The sequence below is a fragment of the Novosphingobium sp. genome (assembly GCF_039595395.1).
Lineage (GTDB): Bacteria > Pseudomonadota > Alphaproteobacteria > Sphingomonadales > Sphingomonadaceae > Novosphingobium.
The window spans coordinates 2,376,678-2,397,524 of record NZ_JBCNLP010000001.1 but is presented as its reverse complement, the minus strand read 5'-3'; the positions used below and the strand labels follow the sequence as shown (position 1 = coordinate 2,397,524).

The window sequence follows — 20,847 nt, the reverse complement described above, 5'->3', positions numbered from 1 at the left end:
AACTCGTTCTGGCTCATTGCGCCACCGCGCTGCCCGGGCTTCCATAGCGAATAATCTTTGGATCGAGGCGCATGACAGTATCCACAGGCACCACAAGCCGATACCGGCAGAGGCGCCCGACTGGCTGTAGATCATGGTGTTCATGCCGATCAGCCCTCCGCTCAAAAGAGCAGCGGGCCGCCCGAATTACTCGGATTGATGGCCGCGTCGGTCTGGATCAGATGCTCGATCCCTGTACCACCGTTCCCATCTGGCAATGTGCGGTCCAACGCGGACACGATGCCGGTGATCAAAGTCCAGTCGAGCCCGAAGGGATTTCTGGTTGCAAAGACTTTTTGCCCGAACTTCAGATCGGCGCTGGTGACCACGGGGATCGGATTGGGCGCCTGAAATCCAACGCCGATCTTGAAGACGGCAATGTCATGCTCCGGGCTGACTTCCACCAGCGAGGCACGAAACTTGCTCCCATCGGCCGGGCAAATGGTCGCATCCAAGGCGCCCTGGATCACATAAAAATTTGTCACGACATGCCCGGAGTTATCCCAGATGAAGCCCGAGCCCGGTCCGCGCGAAACCGACATAATGTTGCGCGACCAGACATCCTCGACCAACTGGGACGTTGAAATGGAGACCACCGAGCCGCGCGACGCTTCGAAAAGGGCAATTGTGGCCTTCTCATCGCCAACGCCCTGAAGGCGGCCAATGACGACCAGCAGTCTGGCATTGACATCGTGCGACGCGCACTACGGGCTCCCGCTCGGCAGATTGCCGAGAATGCGGGGGAGGATGGTGCTTATATCGTTGGCAAACTGCTGGAGAGCGAAGATTACAACCGGGGCTTCAATGCCGTGACCGGCACCTATGAAGACCTGGCGAAATCAGGCGCCATCGACCCTGCCAAGGTTGTGCGCACCGCATTGCAGGATGCCGCTTCGATCGCAAGCTTGCCGATCACCTCCGAAGCCTTGGTGGTCGAACTTCCCAAGCACGAAAAGCACGTGTCGTCGCCGTCGATCAAATTCTGAGCGGACCGGGATAGGACAGTTGTGAATTCTGCCCTATCCCGGCTGCCTTCACGAGGTTCACCGTCTCGCCAAAATGGTGCGGCAGGTGAAGCGGGATGTGCAGGCCGGTCAATCCACACTCACCCATTCCCACCGTCATTGAATGGATGCTGATCCCTAACCCCATCACACCGCAATAAAGCCAAGCCGCTGCCGCCGCGTCTCCACAGCGCATCTCAAAAGAGGATGAGCCATAGTCATTGCCAAGCACCAGTCGCGCAGCATCGCTCGTTGGGTGGCAGGAGGCAGGATAAGATACAGAGCCGGGCAGCGCGCCAGATCGTGACCCGTTTCTTTTGCTCCCCGTCTCAGGCAGCACTAAAGTTCAGAATGCCGGCAAGGTAGATCCAGTTCAGAAATCCTGCCAAGACCTGCGCATTGGCACGGGACGAAGCAGAAGCATCCGCTGGGGCATGTCAACCCGATCCTTGAGGCGCGTTTACAAGGCAACCAACTCGCGTTCTGGCGCATTATGCTTTGGCAAGCGCAAAGGACTGGAATGAACGACACGCGATATCGCAAGGTTCCCGGCTCACGCCTGTCACGCCTCGCCGGCTTTGGTCAATTGGCGGGCGAGGTGGCAGGGGGCATGTTGGCCGAGGGGGCACGCAGGCTCGCGCGCGGCGAGCGCCCGCACCTCTCGGACCTGCTCCTGACACCTGCTAATGCCGTGAGGCTAACCGACCAGCTTTCGCGCCTGCGAGGTGCCGCGATGAAGCTCGGCCAGATGATCTCGCTCGACGCCGGGGACATGATGCCCTCTGAACTCGGCCCCATCCTCGCGCGTCTGCGCGAAGGAGCGCACAGGATGCCGCCTGACCAGTTGAACCGTGTACTGACCGAGCAATGGGGAATCGACTGGCGCGCGCGTTTTGCCCGGTTTGACAGCACGGCCATTGCTGCCGCATCCATCGGCCAAGTGCATCGCGCGGTGCTGCCCGACGGGCGGGTGGTGGCGGTCAAGGTCCAGTACCCCGGAGTTGTGCAAAGCATCGACGCCGATGTTGATAGTGTGGCCACGCTCCTGCGCATGAGCGGCCTTTTGCCCGACACGCTCGACGTGGGGCCCTTGCTGGCCGAAACCAAAAAGCAATTGCGCGAGGAGGCGGACTATTGGCGCGAAGCCGAGCAGATGCGCCGCTATGGAGAGATGCTGGCCGGAGATGATGATTTTATCGTCCCACGCGCCGTACCGGACCTGTCGGGTGAGCGGGTGCTGGTCATGGACTATCTGGAGGGGGCGCCGATCGACTCTCTGTCCACCGCCCCGCAAGCGACTCGCGACAAGGCGATGCAAGCGCTAATGGGACTGGTGCTGCGTGAGATTTTCAGCTTCGGCTTCATGCAAACCGACCCCAATTTCGCCAATTACCGCTGGCAAGCCAACACGGATCGGATCGTCTTGCTCGATTTCGGGGCGGCGCGCGCCGTGCCCGAAGCCACGCGTCAGGCTTATCGCGGGCTGGTGCATGCCGGTCTGGCCGGAGACCGCGCGGCCCTGAAAACGCGGCTGATCGAGGTCGGCTTTGTCTCGCCGGCAGCGCTCGCCCGTCACGGGCTCGCGCTGGATGCAATGATCGAGACCGTCATGAACCATTTGGGACGGCCCGGCCTGATCGATTTCGCGGACCGTGGCTTTGTCGAAACGCTGCGCGAGCAGGCACGCCACATGGTCGTCGATCGCGGTGCATGGCATGTGCCGCCTGCCGATACGCTGTTCGTCCAACGCAAGATCAGCGGCACGGCACTGCTGGCGGTGCGGATGCGGGCCCAGATGCCCTTGCGCGCGATGGTTGAGGAGGCAGTGACCAATGCCTAGGATGGTGCGCAAAGGTGACCTGCCCACCAAGCTCTGTGCTGCCTGCAACCGTCCTTTTGCATGGCGAAAGAAATGGGCGCGTGATTGGGACCAGGTGCGCTATTGTTCCGATCGCTGTCGCAGAACGGGTGCAACGCCGAAGCAAGAAGAATGACCAGTATCAAACCTGGCCCGGCACGAGCCTGGCTAAGACCCGACCGCCGGTGGCGGATCAGATTTCCGGGTGAGGATTTCTTGTTCCAGCGCCCTTTCAAGATCGGTGGTCGCATAGGGTTTGATCACTGTGGGAACCCCTGCGAAGTTTTCGGGATGAAGCGCATCCCCGTAGCCGGTAGCGAAAATGAAGGGCAGGCCCAGCCGCTGGAGAAGGTCCGCGACGGGATAGCTCGTACGACCATGCACATTCACATCGAGGATTGCTGCGTCGAAAGATTCTGCGGCGATGAGATCGAGCGCTTCCTCGACGCGCTCGGCGTAAATCGAAGTCCCGCCCGCCTCGGCGATAATATCCTCAAGATCAAGCCCCAAGATCGGCTCGTCCTCCAGGATAAGCAGACGTAGGCCAGCGATGCTCAAGCGATGTCTCCTGCCAACACCGTGACGAAATGGCAGCAAAGACCGGACTTGCGGAACTGAATATCCACGCTGGATCGATAGTCAGAGGCAAACCCGCGTTTGATCAACCGCGTGCCAAAGCCATGTCGGACAGGTTCCTCAACCTCCGGCCCACCGCTCTCGGCCCACTCGAATGCAAGAAGCTGCACTCCCTCATCAGCTCGAACGCTCCAGCGGACATCCACCCGTCCATCGATACGCGACAAGGCACCGTATTTGACCGCATTGGTGCTCAATTCATGAATGACCATCGCGATCGAGGTCGCAAGTTGGGCCGCGATGCGCACCTTCGGTCCGGCAATTCCAATCCTATCCGGATTTGCCCCGGCAACGCCGCCAATGCCAGCGCGGACCATCTCGGCAAGATTGGCTGCCTCCCAATTGCCCTTTGTCAACAAATTGTGCGCGGCCGACAAGGCTGAAAGCCGCGCAAAAAACGCAACCAGCCCCTCCTCTGGCACAGTCCCCCTGCGAAATGACTGTGAAGCCAGGCCCTGCACGATCGCAAGTGTGTTCTTGACCCGATGATTGAGCTCATTGATCAGCAACTGTTGGTGTGCCTCAGCCTCAATCTGGTCGGTAACATCGTGGCCTTGAACAAATATGCCGGAGATCTCGCCCGCTTTGCTGACAATGGGCTGATAAATGAAATCGAGATAACGCACTTCCTCACGGTCTGGACCGTTGCGCAGGACAACCTTGTCGCGCCGGGCTATATGTGCTTGGCCGGTGCTCATTACGCGGTCGAGCAGCGCGGTGAAACCTTGCTCGACCACCTCCGGCAGCGCCTCGGCAACACTTTGGCCGACAAGATGTCTTTGCCCGACAAGATCGCGATAGGCGCGGTTGGCCATGCGGAACATATGGCGCGGGCCATCGAGCACGGCGACAAAACCCGGCGCCTCTTCAAGCAGGGCTTTGAGTTGCTTGCTCTCCTCAGCAAGATCCCGGTTTCGGGCCTCGACCGCGCTGGCCCTCTCGATCACGCCCATTTCGTCGCGCATCAGACGCAATGACTGGATCTCGGTCACATCGACAGTGTGCTGTAAAATGAAATCGACCTGGCCTTGGGCATCGAGGATAGGGGTATGGGTCGCGCTCCAATAGCGGGCGTCCATCGTGCCATCGGCGTTGCTGATGTCATAGCGTATCAAGGCAATTTCATCACTCCGTCGGCTATCAATAACTCGAGCAAAGGACTCGCTCAGCAAACGGTAACTTTCCGTGGAGGGATCGCTGGGGAAAGCTGTGAAGATGTGTTGTCCGAGAATATCCTCGCGCCGGCGCATCGTCGCACGCAAATAAGCTTCGTTCATCCAGGCAATGCGCAAGGAACTGTCAAGCACGATATAGGGGTTGGGCGCGAGCGCTAAAAGCATCTCAAAATCAATACTCACTGATTGAATTTCGCGCATTTTTCTCGCCCGATCGATGCCATCACGTCCCGTTGCCAATCTCGAGCCGAAACCCTTTCAGACTGTTATAATCTCGCACCTCGATTTTTGATCCGGCTCCCTGACTTCCCTTTGGAGCACATCGTGCTGAACGACAACATAATCCTGTTCGCGCAGAACAAAAGGGGAGGTGGGTCTGACCTTTGCCCTTCGGGCGGGGCAAGTCCTCCAATTTGGCAACGCCCCTGCTATTGCCGCGTAGTTCTAACCAGCGACCAGTCATAGCCAAGCGCCTTGACTCGCGCCTGCAGCGCGGCCATCAAATCTGCCCCAGGGTGCTTTTCGCGGGTCAATACCCAAAGATAGCGACCGGAAGGCTCACCCACAATGGACCACTCATAATGATCTCCATGGTCAAGGACCCAGTAATTGCCATAAAACGGCCCAAAGAAAGAGACCTTGAGCTTGGCACTGCTCTCCCCATCGACCACTTTTGCCTTGCCTGTGGACTGCTTCCAGTTACCGGCACCTCCTGCCGTCTTCCCACGGTTCACAACCTTAACTGTACCATCCGGATTCAGGGAATAACGGGCTGTAACTTCCTCCATATCCTTCTCAAAGGAAGCCTCATAGCGGAACTGCTCGTACCACAACCCCATATACCTTGGGACATCGACGGACTTTGCCGGCTGTGGCACCGCCCGATTCCCTACAGGCCCTGGCTTCGGAATGGCCGCACATCCCCCCAGAAACACAGAGGAAGCCAAAACTCCGAAAATCAGATGCTTCTTACGCATGAGCCCTCCTGGCGAAAGCATGTCTATGATGCGCCGCACTCTAAGGCGCTACCTGCTTGTCGTAGCCAGTGACCTTATGGGCAAAAGTGACCATGTCCTCAAGAACGGAAGCATGTCCACGCAGCGGTATGGCGATAGCTGTTACTAGGCCGATATGGCCGACGTGAGCGTAACTCTTGCGCTCGACCACCACGCCTTGTCTGCCCAGGGCGCGGGCCAGAGCATCACTGTTGCGGGGCTCAACCAGCCTGTCCTTGTCCGCTGTCGCCAGAAAGGCCGGTGGCGCATCGCGCCGCGCATAATGCACCGGCTGGGTCGAGACGGGATCGGTCACACCCGCAAAGGTCGGCTCCACGATCGGCCCGCTGAAGGGCAGGAAATCATAAGGGCCCGCCAGTCCGATCAAGCCTTTGATGGCACCGCGATCCGCCCCCAGCCAGCGCGGATCGAGCGCCAGCATCGCGGCATTGTAGGCGCCTGCCGAATGGCCGGCCAAAACGATCCTGTCAGGATCGCCGCCCCATTGAGCGCCGTGCTGGCGCACCCAATGCACGGCGGCGGCGTTGTCCTGCAGAAATGCGGGATAGCGCACGGCAGGAACCAGTCGGTAATCGGGAATCGCCACAACAAACCCGCAGGAAGCAAGCGCCCTTCCCACGAAACTGTAGCCATTTCTGGTGCCTGAATTCCACGATCCACCGTAGAAAAAGATGATGATCGGCAAAGCCAGCCTTCGCTGCCCCTGCGGCGCGTAGACGTCCAGTTTTTGCCGTTTGTCAGATCCGAAAGACTCATCATGAACCAGACGAACCACGCCGCCATCCTTAGGCATGATGGTGTTGAACAAACGCAAGGGAGAGCATGCCGCCAAGGCCGTGATCGCCACCATCGCTGCGAAATGCCGCGCTGCGCTGAACCTATCTGATGGCATTGAGCTTCCTGACGATCATCCATGTCCTCACGTTCACTTGCCAAGTACCATAGCTGAGCTAACTTGCCTGAAAAGGTATATACGCCCCGAAGCCAATGATGGATGCAAGGACCCGATGAATTCTGATGTTGATCATGCCAGCGCCGGCTCCCCCCTCGCGCAGATGCTTGCGAAGGTTGCGACCGGCGACCGCAGCGCTTTCGAGGAAATTTATCGCCGCACCAGCGTGAAGCTATTTGGCGTGTGCCTGCGTATCTTGCCTGTCAGGCAGGAAGCGGAGGAAGCCTTGCAGGAAGCCTATCTCTCGGTGTGGCAGCGGGCCGGGTCATTCGACGCCGCACGCGGCAGCGCGATGACATGGCTCATCACCCTCACGCGCAACCGCGCGATCGACCGCCTGCGCGCCAAGGGCAAGATCACCACCGCGCCGGTTGAACTGGCCGATGAGGTGCCCGACCCCGAGCCCGACGCCGCCAGCCTGATCGAGGCCAGCCAGGACGAACGCCGCCTCGCCCATTGCCTGGGCACGCTGGACGGCGGTGATGCCGGCCTCATCCGCCGCGCCTTTTTCGAGGGGCTGACCTATGCCGATCTGGCCGCCAGAGCCAGCGCCCCGCTCGGCACGGTCAAGAGCCGCATTCGCCGGGCCCTGCTCAAGCTGCGTGAGTGCCTGTCATGAGCGCCGCCATGCTGCCCGAGGATGACGAACTGCTGGCCGCCGAACTGGCTTTCGGTCTGATCGATGGCGCGGACAAGCATGCCGCCGAGGCGCGCCTGACCACCGACGCCGGTTTCGCGCAGGCCCATGCCCGCTGGCAGGATTATGCGGCGGCGATGTTCCACGATGCCGGTGAGGCCCCGCGCCCCTCGGTGTGGAGCGCCATCGAGGTACGGCTGCCCGTCAATGATGCCGGACACGCGATGGTGACGCGCGCCACCCTGCGCTGGTGGCAGGGCGGCGCGGCGGTGGCCTGCGCGGCGGCGCTGGTGCTGGGTGTGGTGGCTATGCAGAAGCCGACGGAAGTTATCGTGCGTGTCCCCGTGGCGCAGGCTCCCATCGCGCCGATGGTCGCGGTGCTGACCGGCAAGCAGGGGTTGGTGACCGTCAGCTTCGATCCGGCCAGCGGGCGGATGACCTCGGCCGCCAGCGGTCTGGCACTGGGCGCGCATGTGCCCGAACTCTGGGTGATCCCGGCGGATGGCAAGCCACGCTCGATGGGCGTGATGAACGCCGCCGCGCCGGGCTGGGGCAAGGTGCCCGCAACGGCCATTCCGGCGCTGTCGGCGGGGGTGACTCTGGCCGTCTCGGTCGAGCCGGTCGGCGGCTCGCCCACCGGCCTGCCCACCGGGCCGGTGATCCTGACCGGCAAGATGGCGACGACCAGCTAGGGCGTTGTCAAGCCTGCCGCTCATAACGGATCGGTGCGCCGCCCTTCACGAAGGAAAGGCCCGCCCATCCGGCATGATCGTCATAGAACATGTCGAGCTGCACATCACCCGTCAGCGCATAATGGCGCGCACGCAGGCTGGCGCCATCGGCGGCGGGAATGGTTTCGATGCCCTGCGCCGCCACATGGGGCCGCATGATCCGCCCGTCCTGCGTGTTGATCCAGGGGCCGTCCAACTCGTGCCGGTTCCAGTGGGTGGCGGGCAGCGCATCGGTGGGCGCGGCATAGCGCGGCGCCTTGGTGCCCTGCACCATCAGCACGCCGCCCTCGCGCCGCGCCGTAACCTTGTAGGGCGTGCCATTGTCGCTGGTCTCGGCGTCGAGCGCGATCACCTGCTGCCCCTGCCAGCGTTCTGTCGCCTGATGGCGGTAGTGATAAAGCGTGATCCCGGCGATCTTGTAGACCAGATCCACCGCCACATGGACGGTGAGGCTGTCCCCGCCCGGCTCGAAGGTCAGGACATGGGTGCCCAGTTTCGAGCCCTTGCGCAGAATGTCGAAGCCCAGCCTTCTGGAGGGCGGAATGGGCAAGGCGGCGCTAAGGGCGCCCGGCAGCGCGGCCAGCGCCACCGCGCCGATCATGGCGGAACGCCGATCCATCATGCTCTTTCCTCCAGCACATAGAGCCCGACATCAATGGTGCCGCTGCGGAAACCGGCCTCGCAATAGGCCAGATAATAGTCCCAGAGGCGCTGGAAGTCGGGCTGGAAGCCCAGCGCCAGAATGCACGGCCAGGCGGCATGAAAGCGTGCCCGCCACAGCGCCAGCGTATCGGCGTAACCGGTGCCGAAGGTTTCGCGCTGCGTGATGGCCAGCCCGGCGCGTTGGGCATGCGCCTCCAGCAGCGAGGGCGTGGGCAGCATGCCGCCGGGGAAGATATAGCGCTGGATAAAATCCGGGTTTCGCTTGTAGGCGGCAAAGCGGTCCTCGCGGATGGTGATCGCCTGCAGCACGATCCGTCCGCCCGGGCGCAGGCTGGCGCGCAACGTCGCGAAATAGACCGGCCAATAGGCCTCGCCCACGGCTTCCAGCATCTCGATGGAGACGATCCGGTCGAAACGCTCGTCGATGGAACGATAGTCCTGCAGGCGCAGATCGACCTTGTCCCCCAGGCCACCGGTCCTCACCTGCGCGCAAGCATGATCCAGCTGTTCGCGTGACAGGGTGAGGCCGGTGACCCTGCGGCAGGCCGGCGCGAGATGCCGCGCAAGTGCCCCCCAGCCGCAACCGATTTCCAGCACATCCTCATCCCCCGACAGCGCGAGCAAGGCGGCAATCCGCTCCAGCTTGGCCTGCTGGGCACCCTCAAGGCTGGTGCCGCGCGGGATGGCGATAGCCGAGGAATAGGTCATGCTCTCATCGAGCCACAGGCGGTAGAAATCATTGCCCAGATCGTAATGGAAGGCGATGTTGCGCCGGCTGCCCCGCGCCGAATTGCGATGCAGCAGATGGCTCAGCCTGCGCCACATCCGCACCGGCCAGAAGCCCTCCAGCGTGCTGTCGAGCCGGGCGACATTCTGCGCGGCCAGCGCGATCAGTTGCGGCAGATCCGGGCTGGTCCAGTCGCCCGCGATATAGCCCTCGGCAAAGCCGACATCGCCGCGCGTCAGCAGGCGGCGGAAGGCCATGCCATTGCGCATCTCGATCACCCCATGCGGCCCGGGCAGATCGCCCGCATGGTCGATTCTGGCGCCCGAGGGCAGGATGATCGTCAGCCGCCCGCATTGCAGATGCCGCAAGGCGCGGCGGATCAGCCAGGGCGTGGTCTGTTGCGGCTGCGGCGGCGGAGGGACCAGTCCGGCCTGTGCCTGCTCGTTCAGATACATGCGCCCTCGCCTGTCTGGGGTGGAATGGAGATGGAACGGTCGGGCGGCGCCGGGCAGGTGTGGACCGGCACGCCCTTCGCCCAAAGCCGCGCGGCCTCCCACAGAATGCCGCCCACCACTTTCACCGTCAGCAACGGATGGGTGGCAAAGACCCGCAACAGCGCGGCATCGGTCAGGCGGCGGCGCCGTGCCTCATGACTGGCAACCAGCACCGGCCCCAGCCCGTCCGAAACGGTGATCGCGATGGAAAGCTGCTCGGCCGGCGGCGCCACGCTGAAGGTGTAGCGCATATCCATCGGCATAAAGGGCGAGACATGGAAGGCCTTGGCGCAGCTCTGGCGGATCGGGCCATCCGCCATATGCTCGACCGACAGCAGATAGCTGTGGCGCTGGCCGAAGGTGTTGTTCACCTCGTAAAGGATGGCGCGCAGCGCTCCATCGCGTCCGTGGCAGAAAAAGACGCTGAGCGGATTAAAGGCAAAGCCCAGAATGCGCGGCATGGTCAGCAGGCGGATCGGCCCGCCATCGGGCATGATATGCGCCGCCCAGAGATGGCGCTCGACCTGAGCGCGCAGGGGCGTGGCGCTGCCGTCGCCGTAATCGCGGTCGTGGAAGGAAAACAGATTGAAGCGTCCGCGCGAAAAGACCCGCGAGCCTGCCGCCAGCGCATCCACACCGTCGAGGTCGAGCAGCAGCGAGAAAATGCCATAGCGCAGCCGGTGGCGATGCGGCCGCATCCGCTGATGCGTTACATGGCCGACATAGAGGGCGCTCGCCTCGCTCATGCCGTCTGCCTTTGCGGCAGGGCGATGCGGGCGGATTCGTCTTTTACCAGCCAGGGGCGCCGCACTCCGCCCAGTTCCTCGGCCACGGCAAGGCCAGCCTGCAAGCCATCCTCATGGAAACCCGCGCCGAAATAGGCACCGGCGAACCAGGTGTTGCGCTCGCCCTGCAAGGACCACAGATCTTTTTGTGCCCGCCCGGCGGCGGCGTTGAAGATGGGGTGGTGATAGATCTCGCGCCGATGCACCAGCGCCGGATCTGGCTCGACCAGCGGATTGAGCGTGACGAACAGCGGCCTGTCCTCGGGCAAGCCCTGCAGCCGGTTCATCCAATAGGTGACCGACAGATCGGGATCGCCCGCCCCGCCCCGCGAGGCATAGTTCCAGCTTGACCAGACGCGCGGCCGTTTGGGCATGACACGCGGGTCGGTATGCAGCACCGCTTCGTTGCGGCGATAGCCGAAGGCACCCAGCATGTGGCGTTCGGGCCCATCGGCATCGGCCAGCAGGGCCAGCGCCTGATCGGCATGGGTGGCGATCACCACATGATCGAAACGCTGCTCGCCGCCATCGAGGTGGAGGTGCACACCGTCCTCTCCGCGCCGGATCTGCCGCACGGGTTGGCCCGTGACGATGCGGTCGGCAAAGGATGCGGTCAGGCGCTGCACATAGGTGCGGCTGCCGCCTGTCACGGTGCGCCATTGCGGGCGGCGCCCCAGCTTGAGCAGGCCATGGTTCTCGCAAAAGCGGATAAAGGCGGCGGCGGGGTAATATGGAATATCGCGCACCGGGGTCGACCAGATCGCGGCGGCCATGGGGTAGAGGTGATCCTGCCGGAACGCCTCGCCGCAGCCCAAACGGTCGAGATAGCTGCCCAGCGGCATATCATCCAGCATCGGCAGATCGCGCGGGGCGCGACGATAGAACCGCTCCAGATCGCGCAGCATCGACCAGAAGCGCGGCGAGACGAGGTTGCCCTTCTGCGCAAACAGCCCGCCCAGATCGGTGCCAGCATATTCCAGCCGTCCATCGTCGAGCGAGACGGCAAAGCTCATTTCGGCGGGCTGGGTCGGCACTTCCAGATGGGCGAAAAGCGCGGTGAGGTTGGGATATGTCTCCTCATTGTAGACGATAAAGCCGGTATCGACCGGTGTGTCGCCCACCATCACCGTATGGCTGTGGCCGCCGATACGTCCATCACCCTCGAACAGGGTCACGCGGTGGCGCTGCGCCAGCAGCCAGGCCGCCGACAGGCCGGAAATGCCGCTGCCGACAATGGCGATATCGAGGGTTCTCTCCTGCCGCATCGGCCTTGCTGCCTCCTGCCATGCAGGCGCCGGGCACCTGCGATGGAAGCAGCTACGGGGGCAAATCTGTTTTGGATGCGTGATGGCTGTAAAAACTTTCCGCCGATGCATCCGAGGCCGCCGGAGCCGCGTATCTGCCACCATGGCGATGATCCTCCCCTGCGCGCTGAGCCTTGCTGCCCTCTGTGCCATCATGGCGGGCGGCTGGGCGATTGCGCGGGTTCCGGGGAAGTCCGGCTGGATCGATGCGATCTGGTCGCTGGCGGTGGCGCTGGTGGGCGCGGGCGCGGCGCTGGCCCCGCTGAACGGCGGTGTCACGCCGCGGCAGGGGCTGGTGGCGGGTATGGTCGCGCTGTGGGGGCTGCGACTGGCCGGGCATATCGCGTGGCGCTCGGCGGGGCATGGCGATGATCCGCGCTATGCCGAATTGCGCCGGGAATGGGGCGACCGTTTCAGGCTGCGGCTGTTCCTGTTCCTGCAAATTCAGGCTGTGGCGGGATGGGTGCTGGTGCTCTGCGTGATGCTGGCAGCCCATCGCCCGACGCCCTTTCAGACGTGGAGCGATGGCGCGGGCGCCTTGCTGCTGGTGCTGGCCGTGGCGGGTGAAGGGCTGGCCGATGCGCAATTGCGCGCCTTTCGCAAGGCGCCGGCCAACCGGGGGCGCGTTTGCGACACCGGCCTGTGGGGCCTGTCGCGTCATCCCAACTACTTTTTCGAATGGCTGGGCTGGTGCGCCTATGCGCTGATCGCCATCGGGCCCGATGGTGCATGGTGGCCGGGCTGGCTGGCGCTGGGCGGGCCGGTGTTCATGTATTGGCTGCTCGTCCATGTCTCGGGCATTCCGCCGCTCGAAGCGCATATGCTGCGCTCGCGCGGGGAGGCTTATCGCGCCCTTCAGAAGCGCGTCAGCGCCTTCTGGCCCATCCCTCGCAGACCTTCCTCAGGAGACCGCCGATGAACCTTGTCGCCAGCCTGATCCGCGCCGTGGAGACCACCCCCCTGCCCGATCCCCTGACGCGTTTTGGGGTCGATATGCTGGTCGGCATGCGGCGGCGCAGCCTGATTGATGCGCCCGACACCAATGCCGATTTCGCCCGCATGATGGCTCAGCACCCCATTGCCGAGCATACCGACACCGCCAATGAGCAGCATTACGAACTGCCCTCGCGCTTCTTCGAACTGACCTTGGGCCCCAAGCGCAAATACAGTTGCGGCCTGTTCCCTCAGGGTGACGAAACGCTGGCACAGGCCGAAGAGGCCGCGCTCGATGCCACCATCGACCATGCCGCGCTGGCCGATGGCCAGAGCATTCTGGAACTGGGCTGCGGCTGGGGTTCGCTCAGCCTGACGATGGCGGCGCGTTTCCCGCAATCGCGCATCACCGCCGTCTCCAATTCCATGCCGCAGCGACTGTTTATGGAGGGCAAGGCGCGGGAAGCGGGCCTCACCAATCTGCGCGTCATCACCTGCGACATGAACGATTTTCAGCCCGACACGCGCTTCGACCGCATCGTCTCGGTCGAGATGTTCGAGCATATGGCCAACTGGCAGGATCTGCTGGAGCGTGCGCGCGGCTGGCTGCTGCCCGAGGGCTGCCTGTTCCTGCATGTCTTCAGCCATCGCAGCCAGCCCTATCGCTTCGATACGTCCGACAAGACCGACTGGATCGCCCAGCATTTCTTCACCGGCGGCATCATGCCCAGCCATGGGCTGATCGACCATTTTCCCCAGAGCTTCACCGTCGAGCAAAGCTGGCGCTGGGACGGGCGGCATTACCAACGCACCGCCGATCTGTGGCTGAAGAATTTCGACGCCAACCGGGCACTGATCGATGAGCAATTGCGCGAAGTCTATGGCGACAAGGCTGCCCTGTGGGGGCGCCGCTGGCGGTTGTTTTATCTCGCGACTGCGGGGCTGTTCGGCCATGCGCAGGGCCGCGAATGGGGTGTAAGCCATTACCGGTTGCGCCCCGCCCCATGAGGCTGGCGCGGCGCCTCAAAGCCTATGCCGCCCATCCCGATCCGGCCACTTCTGCCTGCAATCGGATCGCGCTGCTGGTGGCCTCCAGCCAGCCGACCTATCCGCTCTATATCGCCTGGCTGGCGGGCGGGACATGGTGGGTGGCCTGCGTCACCTTTCTGTTCACGCCCTTTTTCCTTGCCGTGCCAGCGCTGGCCCGGCGCGATGCCTTGGCTGGACGGGCCCTGTTGGTGATGGCCGGTCTGGGCAATGCCATGCTGGCGACCAAGGCTTTGGGAACGGCCTCGGGCGTGGAGGCATTTCTGATCCCGACCGCCATCATCGCGCTCATCGCTTTCTGGGGCCGCGTCCGGTTCTGGCTTATCGCTGCCAATATGGGCGTCGCGCTGTTGCACAGCATGTATGGCAGGCCCTGGGGCACCTTTTCCCCACAAGCCTACGGCGCCCTGCTGCGCCTCAATGGCTGGAGCGCCGGTCTGCTCTCGCTCATTATCCTATGGATGCTGGTCCCCCGGCCCAGCGCGCAACAATAAAGCCGATTGTGGCCGCCAATGCCGTCAGCGCCGTGCCCCAGCACAGATCAGCCAGTGTGATCGCCAGCGGCCAGTCGCGCAGCGTCGCCTGATTGGTAAGATCATAGGTGGCATAGGCCATCAGCCCGAGCAGCGCGCCGCGCCATGTCGCGCCATACCAGTCCCCCGCAGCGCGGGCCGGGGCGACGGCAAAGATCAGAATGCCAGCGATATAGATCACATAGAAGGCAATCGCCGGAGCAGGCGCGAAAGGCTCACGCAGCAGGCCGCCCAAAGCCGGGCGATAGAGCCTGCTCGCCATCAGGCTGAGCCACACGGCGTCACAGCCCAGAAAACCCAGAGCCGTGGCAAGATAGGTGACGATCCAGAGCCGCATGATCTCTCCTAGGACAATCCGCTCGTACAAAGAGTACAATATGGAATAGCACGCCCAGGCTCTGACAGATGGCCATAAGGACATGGAGGGCGATCAGGCCTTTTCCGCTAAACCATAAAGCTCCATGCGTGCCTGCATCCAAGCCGTCCCTGTCAACGTAATGGGAGCAACAGGAGAACGTCCATGCCTTTCCACACCAAACGCCTGACAATCGGTGCATTGGCCGCTTTGGCGCTGGCCGGATTGCTGCCCATCGTTCCGGGCGCCACCGCTCTGGCTGCTTTGCCGCAAGGCGCCGCCGCGCCCGATTTCACCACGCAGGCGGTGCTGGCGGGCAAGCCTTTCTCGTTCCATCTTGGCGATGCGCTGAAAAAGGGCCCGGTCGTCCTCTATTTCTTCCCCGCCGCCTTCACCAGCGGCTGCACCATCGAGGCGCATGAGTTTTCCGACGCCACCGATGCTTTCCACGCCGCCGGAGCGACCGTCATCGGCCTGTCGCATGATCCGCTGGGCAAACTCAGCCGCTTTTCCGTCACCGAATGCCGCAACAAATTCGCGGTCGGCGTGGGCGGCAGCGATGTCATCAAGGCCTATAAGGTCAAGCTGCCGGTGCTCTCCATGTCGGACCGCACCAGCTATGTTATCGCGCCCGACGGCACCATTCTGATGTCCTATTCCGCCTTCAGCCCGCAAGGCCATGTCGCCCGGTCGCTGGCCGCTGTGAAGGCATGGCGGGCTGCGCATCCCGCAAGCTGAACATTGGCCGCCCCGAACCGTTGTGAGAGGAACGGAGCAGGTCTGTGATTACGGTTCATCATCTCGAAAACTCGCGCTCGCAGCGCATCCTCTGGCTTTTGGAGGAGCTGGGCCTGCCCTATGAGATCAGGCGCTACGCCCGGAACCCCAAAACGATGCTGGCGCCCCCCGAATTGCGCACCGTCCATCCCCTGGGCAAATCGCCGGTCATCGTCGATGATGAGGGGAACTGCACCGTCGCGGAGACCGGAGCGATCATCGCCTATCTGGTCGACAAGGCCGGTGGGCGTCTGGGGCCGCCAGCGGATGAAACATCGATGCTGCGCTATCGTTTCTACCTCCATTACGCTGAAGGGTCGCTGATGCCGCCGCTGCTGGTCAAGCTGGTGCTGGGCAAGGTGCCGCTTCTGGGCGGAATGGCGCAAAAGCGCATCCAGCCGATGATCGACGTTCATCTCGATTTCGTGGAAAGCGAACTGACCTCTCGCCCCTGGTTTGCTGGCGATAAGTTGACCGCTGCGGACATCATCATGAGCTTTCCGCTTGAAGCCGCGCGGGATCGGGCCAGGCTCGATGCCAGTCGGCCGGCGACCTCGGCATGGCTGGACACGATTCACAGCCGCCCCGCCTATAAGGCCGCCTTATCCAGAGGTGGTCCATATCGGCTGGCGTGACCGCTTCGTCGACCACTCACTGCAGGCCGAATGGAGGCCCCGGTCGCTGACAGAGCTGTCATTCACGCTGCCAGATCAGGGCCTAGAAACCGGTCGTTGGTTCACCTCAGTGGCTACGCGTCAGAGTGACGGGACTTGGGACAAAGCCACCGGTTGAGTGCATCTTGGCGAACGGCAGGTGTTCTCCGTATCGGACGTTCTGCGCAGAACCATCTCGGCAACCTGACGAGCGGGACCGTCACCTAGTTCAGCCGGTTTTTATAAAAATCCTGTAAAGTTAGTGGTACAGGAGAGCGGCCACCTAGCAGTTCGAAAATTCGTCCATCCCTGAGCGAGCCGGGGATCCGTAATGCACGGCCACCTGCCTGCTTCCTTCTGGCGTTTGCCTCGTCAAGCACTGCAAGTAGAATCTTCTGAAAGAACCATATATCGTACTTGCCACGCACCCATAGCTTGGGAATGTCGAGGTCAAGCGCGCGTGTCCATCTCACAACTGATGCCACCAGTGGCAGCCGGCCATTAACGACAACCCGGCGCTTAAACTGCGCAAATCCGGCCCTATTCAAGCTCGGAACCGCATTAGACACTCTAACGATGCCCTTTAGCCCTGTGGTGTTTTGTAAATTTGGGGCCAATCCGGCATGCTTAGACGCCAAAATCCACCCTGTAAGCGGCCAAATCGCACGATAAAAAGCAGCGAACCCACCCTTGAATGCGGCTTCTATTCTAGCAAGCTCCGGATCTGCGGCAGAAATTCCGACAATATCGGTAAGAAGAATCCGTGCAGATTCCCACGTTGAGATGTCGTTTTCAATTGAGTAACCGTCTGTCATGTAAGTAAGATCGTCAACGACGACTTGGGTACCCAGAAGGTCATCATAATCACGGTCAACGAAAAAGAGGCATTCAGTAGGATCGTATCCATCAGCAATGATCGTATTGCGAACCTCAATTACGTTTCTTTTGCCGCCACAATCATAGATATGAACGGCTTTCGTGCCGGTGTAGCGGCGGGCTTCAGGCATGTAGAAGAGGCAATCCTCCTCTCCTTCAAAGAAAAAATGATATGAACCACTAGTGGGTTCATAAAGGAGCCGAAACTGGTGCAGAGCAACAATATCAGACTTCGCCTCTTCAGCAAGATATACCGCGTAATCGTCCATATTAATCGACCTGATTCGAATTCACCGTACGACGACGCAGATCGACAGCAGACTTATTAAGGCGGTTTTGATAAATAAATGGACTGTGAGTTACTGACAATATGAAGCTACAATGAGCGGAATCTAGGATATCAGTGAGAAAACGCTTTTGCCAAGGAACTGACAGTGATAGCTCAGGTTCGTCAATTATGACGATCTGATCTTCCGCATCGTCCAGGTACAGGTGAGAAAATAGCGAGACCACCTGCTTTTCACCCGATGAAAGCATGCTTAGATCGATCGGGTGACCCCTATCATCTATAATTGAAACAGTAAATTTTGTGTCGTCGTAGACCATTGTTTTGCCTGGCTTAAGATATGCATTACACACATCGACAAAGGCCGAAATCTCCGCCTCTTGGGAAGAGATATCAGCACTAGCACTCATCAACCTAGTGAAATAGTGGGCCAGATAACGATCATTCACCTCCATCTCAGCGCGTTTCTTGCCCTTCATACCAGTAATCTTGGCGCGCAGGAGGTCCTTCTCTTCAGATGACAAAACCTGCTCGCTCACCCGCCCCAATATGACTGCAAGCCCGTTTTCGTCGAGACTCGCAATCTGAGAAGGAGAATACTGATCTGCAGTACCCTTGATTACATCTCGTAGGTATAGTCCTGACAAATCGTTAAATTGAGCAAGAGAGTAGTCTCTGAGAAAGCGGCTCTTTAGATCTATGTTGCGCCGAACGTCTTCCATCCCAAAGCTAACTAAGTCGACGTAATGCTTATCAGATCTAGTAAAGCTAAAGGGCCTGCCAGCGGATTGCAGCCTATCTTCTAAATCTGGCAAAATCTCCTTTAGATCTTTCTCAATCCTCCGGTAAGTCGGAAGATACAGGGTTCTTCCGGGAAGCTTAGCAGTGATTTCCCGGTCGAGGTTAACGCGAGGGGCCGAAAAAATATCCTCATCTTCGTAAGTTGAGAAGCGACGAGCTATCGACATTTGCAAATGACGGACCTCATCCATCGATATTGACAGTGAATCCGCGATCTTTTCGCGAACGCGCGGATTCATCTTTCTTGACGCAACGAACTCCTCCAGGAGGCCTGCAGCGCGAAGCTTTTCAACGTGCATCGTCACACGCGACGACGGGGCAAAATTTCGCAGCACTCGGTCGAGTTGATACAAACCTGCTATCTCTGCTCGTGCCGCCCGGATCTCCTCGTCGCCAAACCAGAGTGCTACCTCGGAAAAATCAAACTCGGCAAGCCGAGACCACTGTCGGGTCACGAAGAAATAGAAGATATTGGTAACGCTGCTTTTGCCGATGCCGTTCGGACCAACTAGGATCAGCGCATTGCTGTCGATCGGGAGCGAAACATCGCGATTCCCAAACAACCCTTTTATTTCGAATCTTGTAGGCTTTTGCATTCTTATCCTCGGGTTGGAAGCAGCTGCTGCCGCGATGGGACCACCCATCCAAGAAGAATCCTTTGATCCTATCCCTGCTAGGCTGGATCTACGTTGCCGTGCAAGGATATTCAAAGCGAGGCTCTCGTGAGCCTCGCAAGGTTGCTCGTCTCCGGTCACCGCTTTTCTCGATCGGCGGAAGCCCACCAGTCTGTAACTGACCCAGCTTGAGTGGCCGTGCAATGCCACTCAGGCAAACGCTAAAAGTCCGCTCTGAAAATGAGCAGACGTTCCGCCCGTCGCTACTGAGCGACCGGCTTTGGTCGGGATCCCCCGTTCCGATGCTGCGGGGAAGCCGCTGACAAACGCGACATTTAAGGCGCCCTTCTTAGTCGTACAAAGCTTCCGCTTGTTCATCCCATGAGCAAGGGTAATGCCCTCAGGCAAACCCGGTGCGGTTCATTCAGCTTTCGCTTGACCGTCATGTTGGGATAACACAGATGCGCATCTCACAGAATGCCCGCACTTGTACTTACGACCCAAGGCGGATTTCAAGACAAATGCCGGTAATTGGGTAGGTACTGTTTGTTGCGTGACGGCGAGCTACGTCATTCATGCCACTGGCGTCTAATTTCTGCGAATGATAATCGTGCCAGAAGTATTAAGGCCATTCTCGCCCTTGCGGTTGGTCCAATATTCGCCACTCAGTTCACCATTCCTCATGAATTCCACGATGCCCGCTCCTGAATGCATTCGCGTGTCAGTCGGCGCCACCGGTAGCGGGTCTACTTGGGTATACACGTAACTGAGCTTCGGCTTTCCAGGCTTCATCCAGCTTGGCCGAACGTAGTCCGTCGTGCTACACCTCTGCGTCCCATCAGGTATAATCTCGATTTCTAATTCAAAAAGCCCAACCTTAATGGTAACATCAGCACCGGTGACCTTTTCGTCCGCCTCGGTGACCGGGTCGGTTAGTGCATCGAATTGCGGCGCGTTGCCCTTGGCAGCCTCGTAGAGCCGTTCGACCTGCGGCCAGTTGGACCGGATTTCGGCACGCCATGTTCCTTCAAGCCAAGGAAACCACCAGAGGCGTCCCAATGTCACCAAATGAACGAAGCGTAAGGCCGGAGTCCAATTTAGGAGCAAGCAAACGCAGGTCAGAAAAGTGACTATTCGACTTGACCACTTCAAAAGATCGGCTGGAGTTTTGACTATATCAAAACCAAAGAGGACCGCTACCGGCCCGAGAACCAATGCAACCAAAATGGTTATCATGATAGAGCGGTTGAGTGCGAGAATCATTTGAGGAGCTTCTTTTCGACCTTGGGTTGGGCAGACCGTCCGGGCCGATACGCTATTTCTTGACCTTCACGAAATAGTGCGATGCCAAAATTGCAGCTTACGATGCCAGTAGCAATGACACCCGGAAGCATCGATCCAAACAAAGCAGCTAGATAGCGCCCACCGAAACGTTTCGTGCGATCAATATTGGCACTGAGTGCGATTGGCGGCGAAAAATACTGCCCTAGGCGAAGTATCCGTAGGTTTGGGTCCAGCACATGAAAACCGTCATGATGCTCGTTCGCCGGGTTCGAAATGGTGGCTAGTAGATGTGCAACGTCCGTAACCTCGCCGGGGTCACTGACGGGCCGCATGCCCAAAATAGGTAGATCGTCAATCCGCGAGCTAACAATGACGCCAGTGCCCGAGAAGTCGGCGCCGGCACGCTCATCGACGCTTGAAAGGAGTTCAAGCAGCGTATCGGTTAATTCAAAGTCACTTTGGCCCATGAAGAGTGAAATGACTCGCCTTTCTGCAAAGCGCAACCCCTCAGCAGCACAGCGAACCTTTTGCGGGGGATGATCGTAAGCGTCCGGCGACGACCCTCGGCCCAACGTTGCTTCCAGCAGTGATCGGCTATGGCCATAGTTCGCCTGTCTCGCTGAGACCTTGCGCAGTTAGTCTGGCATACGCATGATCGTTCCACCTT

Annotated in this window: 22 protein-coding genes and 2 pseudogenes; 10 read left to right on the top strand and 14 right to left on the bottom strand. The window is 60.4% G+C overall.

The window, feature by feature from the left end; all coding sequences use genetic code 11:
* Positions 1 to 40: 40 nt before the first annotated feature.
* Positions 41 to 680 (bottom strand): annotated as a pseudogene (locus ABDW49_RS11115) (trypsin-like peptidase domain-containing protein); the annotation flags it as partial.
* A 3-nt stretch (positions 681 to 683) separates the two neighbouring features.
* Here ABDW49_RS11115 and ABDW49_RS11110 point away from each other — a divergent pair.
* From ABDW49_RS11110 to ABDW49_RS11100, 3 genes and pseudogenes are all read left to right on the top strand, one after another.
* A pseudogene (locus ABDW49_RS11110) lies at positions 684 to 1,025 on the top strand (TCP-1/cpn60 chaperonin family protein); the annotation flags it as partial.
* 538 nt (positions 1,026 to 1,563) lie between these two features.
* Positions 1,564 to 2,883, top strand: coding sequence for an AarF/ABC1/UbiB kinase family protein (locus ABDW49_RS11105; protein WP_343611934.1), 1,320 nt, complete (start codon positions 1,564 to 1,566; stop codon positions 2,881 to 2,883).
* Positions 2,876 to 3,037 carry a DUF2256 domain-containing protein gene (locus tag ABDW49_RS11100; RefSeq protein ID WP_343611931.1) on the top strand — a complete coding sequence of 54 codons (162 nt, stop codon included), beginning with the start codon at positions 2,876 to 2,878 and terminating at the stop codon, positions 3,035 to 3,037. Before ABDW49_RS11105 ends, ABDW49_RS11100 begins: the two co-directional genes overlap by 8 nt.
* 32 nt (positions 3,038 to 3,069) lie before the next feature.
* On the opposite strand, the gene ABDW49_RS11095 is transcribed toward ABDW49_RS11100, so the two are convergent.
* From ABDW49_RS11095 to ABDW49_RS11080, 4 genes are all read right to left on the bottom strand, one after another.
* Positions 3,070 to 3,459 (bottom strand): response regulator, encoded by a 390-nt coding sequence (locus ABDW49_RS11095; RefSeq protein WP_343611929.1) that lies wholly within the window; start codon positions 3,457 to 3,459, stop codon positions 3,070 to 3,072.
* A complete protein-coding gene (locus ABDW49_RS11090) occupies positions 3,456 to 4,913 on the bottom strand; it encodes an HWE histidine kinase domain-containing protein (RefSeq protein ID WP_343611928.1) in 1,458 nt (485 codons plus the stop codon). The genes ABDW49_RS11095 and ABDW49_RS11090 overlap by 4 nt, the downstream gene beginning before the upstream one ends.
* Positions 4,914 to 5,140: 227 nt before the next feature.
* Entirely contained in the window at positions 5,141 to 5,689 is a 549-nt protein-coding gene (locus ABDW49_RS11085) for a lipocalin family protein (protein ID WP_343611926.1), read from the bottom strand.
* A 40-nt stretch (positions 5,690 to 5,729) separates the two neighbouring features.
* Positions 5,730 to 6,503, bottom strand: coding sequence for an alpha/beta hydrolase (locus ABDW49_RS11080; RefSeq protein ID WP_343611925.1), 774 nt, complete (start codon positions 6,501 to 6,503; stop codon positions 5,730 to 5,732).
* Positions 6,504 to 6,735: 232 nt separating this feature from the next.
* Here ABDW49_RS11080 and ABDW49_RS11075 point away from each other — a divergent pair, with 232 nt between their 5' ends.
* Both ABDW49_RS11075 and ABDW49_RS11070 read left to right on the top strand, forming a co-directional pair.
* Positions 6,736 to 7,299 carry a sigma-70 family RNA polymerase sigma factor gene (locus tag ABDW49_RS11075; protein ID WP_343611924.1) on the top strand — a complete coding sequence of 188 codons (564 nt, stop codon included), beginning with the start codon at positions 6,736 to 6,738 and terminating at the stop codon, positions 7,297 to 7,299.
* Positions 7,296 to 8,009, top strand: a complete 714-nt coding sequence (locus ABDW49_RS11070; protein ID WP_343611922.1) for an anti-sigma factor — start codon at positions 7,296 to 7,298, stop codon at positions 8,007 to 8,009. The genes ABDW49_RS11075 and ABDW49_RS11070 overlap by 4 nt, the downstream gene beginning before the upstream one ends.
* A gap of 7 nt (positions 8,010 to 8,016) precedes the next feature.
* Here ABDW49_RS11070 and ABDW49_RS11065 read toward each other — a convergent pair whose 3' ends face one another.
* The 4 genes from ABDW49_RS11065 to ABDW49_RS11050 are packed head-to-tail and all read right to left on the bottom strand — an operon-like array spanning position 8,017 to position 11,982.
* The gene (locus ABDW49_RS11065) at positions 8,017 to 8,670 is read right to left on the bottom strand and encodes a DUF6134 family protein (RefSeq protein WP_343611921.1); all 654 of its coding nucleotides are present in this window, start codon (positions 8,668 to 8,670) and stop codon (positions 8,017 to 8,019) included.
* Positions 8,667 to 9,893 (bottom strand): cyclopropane-fatty-acyl-phospholipid synthase family protein, encoded by a 1,227-nt coding sequence (locus tag ABDW49_RS11060; protein WP_343611920.1) that lies wholly within the window; start codon positions 9,891 to 9,893, stop codon positions 8,667 to 8,669. The genes ABDW49_RS11065 and ABDW49_RS11060 overlap by 4 nt, the downstream gene beginning before the upstream one ends.
* Positions 9,884 to 10,678 (bottom strand): DUF1365 domain-containing protein, encoded by a 795-nt coding sequence (locus tag ABDW49_RS11055; RefSeq protein ID WP_343611919.1) that lies wholly within the window; start codon positions 10,676 to 10,678, stop codon positions 9,884 to 9,886. The genes ABDW49_RS11060 and ABDW49_RS11055 overlap by 10 nt, the downstream gene beginning before the upstream one ends.
* Entirely contained in the window at positions 10,675 to 11,982 is a 1,308-nt protein-coding gene (locus ABDW49_RS11050) for an NAD(P)/FAD-dependent oxidoreductase (protein WP_343611918.1), read from the bottom strand. Before ABDW49_RS11050 ends, ABDW49_RS11055 begins: the two co-directional genes overlap by 4 nt.
* 142 nt (positions 11,983 to 12,124) lie before the next feature.
* Here ABDW49_RS11050 and ABDW49_RS11045 point away from each other — a divergent pair, with 142 nt between their 5' ends.
* From ABDW49_RS11045 to ABDW49_RS11035, 3 genes are read left to right on the top strand one after another with little or no spacing between them, the layout of a single operon-like run.
* Positions 12,125 to 12,940, top strand: coding sequence for a DUF1295 domain-containing protein (locus tag ABDW49_RS11045; RefSeq protein WP_343611916.1), 816 nt, complete (start codon positions 12,125 to 12,127; stop codon positions 12,938 to 12,940).
* Positions 12,937 to 13,962 carry a cyclopropane-fatty-acyl-phospholipid synthase family protein gene (locus tag ABDW49_RS11040; RefSeq protein WP_343611914.1) on the top strand — a complete coding sequence of 342 codons (1,026 nt, stop codon included), beginning with the start codon at positions 12,937 to 12,939 and terminating at the stop codon, positions 13,960 to 13,962. Before ABDW49_RS11045 ends, ABDW49_RS11040 begins: the two co-directional genes overlap by 4 nt.
* Positions 13,959 to 14,495: a hypothetical protein gene (locus tag ABDW49_RS11035; protein WP_343611912.1), complete on the top strand. Its 537-nt coding sequence runs from the start codon at positions 13,959 to 13,961 to the stop codon at positions 14,493 to 14,495. Before ABDW49_RS11040 ends, ABDW49_RS11035 begins: the two co-directional genes overlap by 4 nt.
* Here ABDW49_RS11035 and ABDW49_RS11030 read toward each other — a convergent pair.
* Positions 14,452 to 14,871: a DUF2177 family protein gene (locus ABDW49_RS11030; protein ID WP_343611910.1), complete on the bottom strand. Its 420-nt coding sequence runs from the start codon at positions 14,869 to 14,871 to the stop codon at positions 14,452 to 14,454. The two genes, ABDW49_RS11035 and ABDW49_RS11030, sit on opposite strands and share 44 nt — an antisense overlap.
* Before the next feature lie 183 nt (positions 14,872 to 15,054).
* On the opposite strand from ABDW49_RS11030, the gene ABDW49_RS11025 reads away from it, so the two are divergent.
* The gene (locus tag ABDW49_RS11025) at positions 15,055 to 15,627 is read left to right on the top strand and encodes a peroxiredoxin (RefSeq protein WP_343611909.1); all 573 of its coding nucleotides are present in this window, start codon (positions 15,055 to 15,057) and stop codon (positions 15,625 to 15,627) included.
* Between the two features lie 44 nt (positions 15,628 to 15,671).
* A complete protein-coding gene (locus ABDW49_RS11020; protein WP_343611907.1) occupies positions 15,672 to 16,301 on the top strand; it encodes a glutathione S-transferase in 630 nt (209 codons plus the stop codon).
* Between the two features lie 242 nt (positions 16,302 to 16,543).
* Here the strand turns inward: ABDW49_RS11020 and ABDW49_RS11015 are convergent, their stop codons facing one another.
* The 4 genes from ABDW49_RS11015 to ABDW49_RS11000 all read right to left on the bottom strand — a co-directional run bounded on the left by ABDW49_RS11015 (position 16,544) and on the right by ABDW49_RS11000 (position 20,647).
* A complete protein-coding gene (locus tag ABDW49_RS11015) occupies positions 16,544 to 17,464 on the bottom strand; it encodes a DUF4435 domain-containing protein (protein WP_343611905.1) in 921 nt (306 codons plus the stop codon).
* A gap of 1 nt (position 17,465) precedes the next feature.
* Complete coding sequence (locus ABDW49_RS11010) at positions 17,466 to 18,926, bottom strand: AAA family ATPase (protein WP_343611903.1); 1,461 nt, start codon at positions 18,924 to 18,926, stop codon at positions 17,466 to 17,468.
* A gap of 558 nt (positions 18,927 to 19,484) precedes the next feature.
* Positions 19,485 to 20,159, bottom strand: coding sequence for a hypothetical protein (locus ABDW49_RS11005; RefSeq protein WP_343611902.1), 675 nt, complete (start codon positions 20,157 to 20,159; stop codon positions 19,485 to 19,487).
* Positions 20,156 to 20,647 carry a hypothetical protein gene (locus ABDW49_RS11000; RefSeq protein ID WP_343611901.1) on the bottom strand — a complete coding sequence of 164 codons (492 nt, stop codon included), beginning with the start codon at positions 20,645 to 20,647 and terminating at the stop codon, positions 20,156 to 20,158. The genes ABDW49_RS11005 and ABDW49_RS11000 overlap by 4 nt, the downstream gene beginning before the upstream one ends.
* Between the last annotated feature and the right edge of the window lie 200 nt (positions 20,648 to 20,847).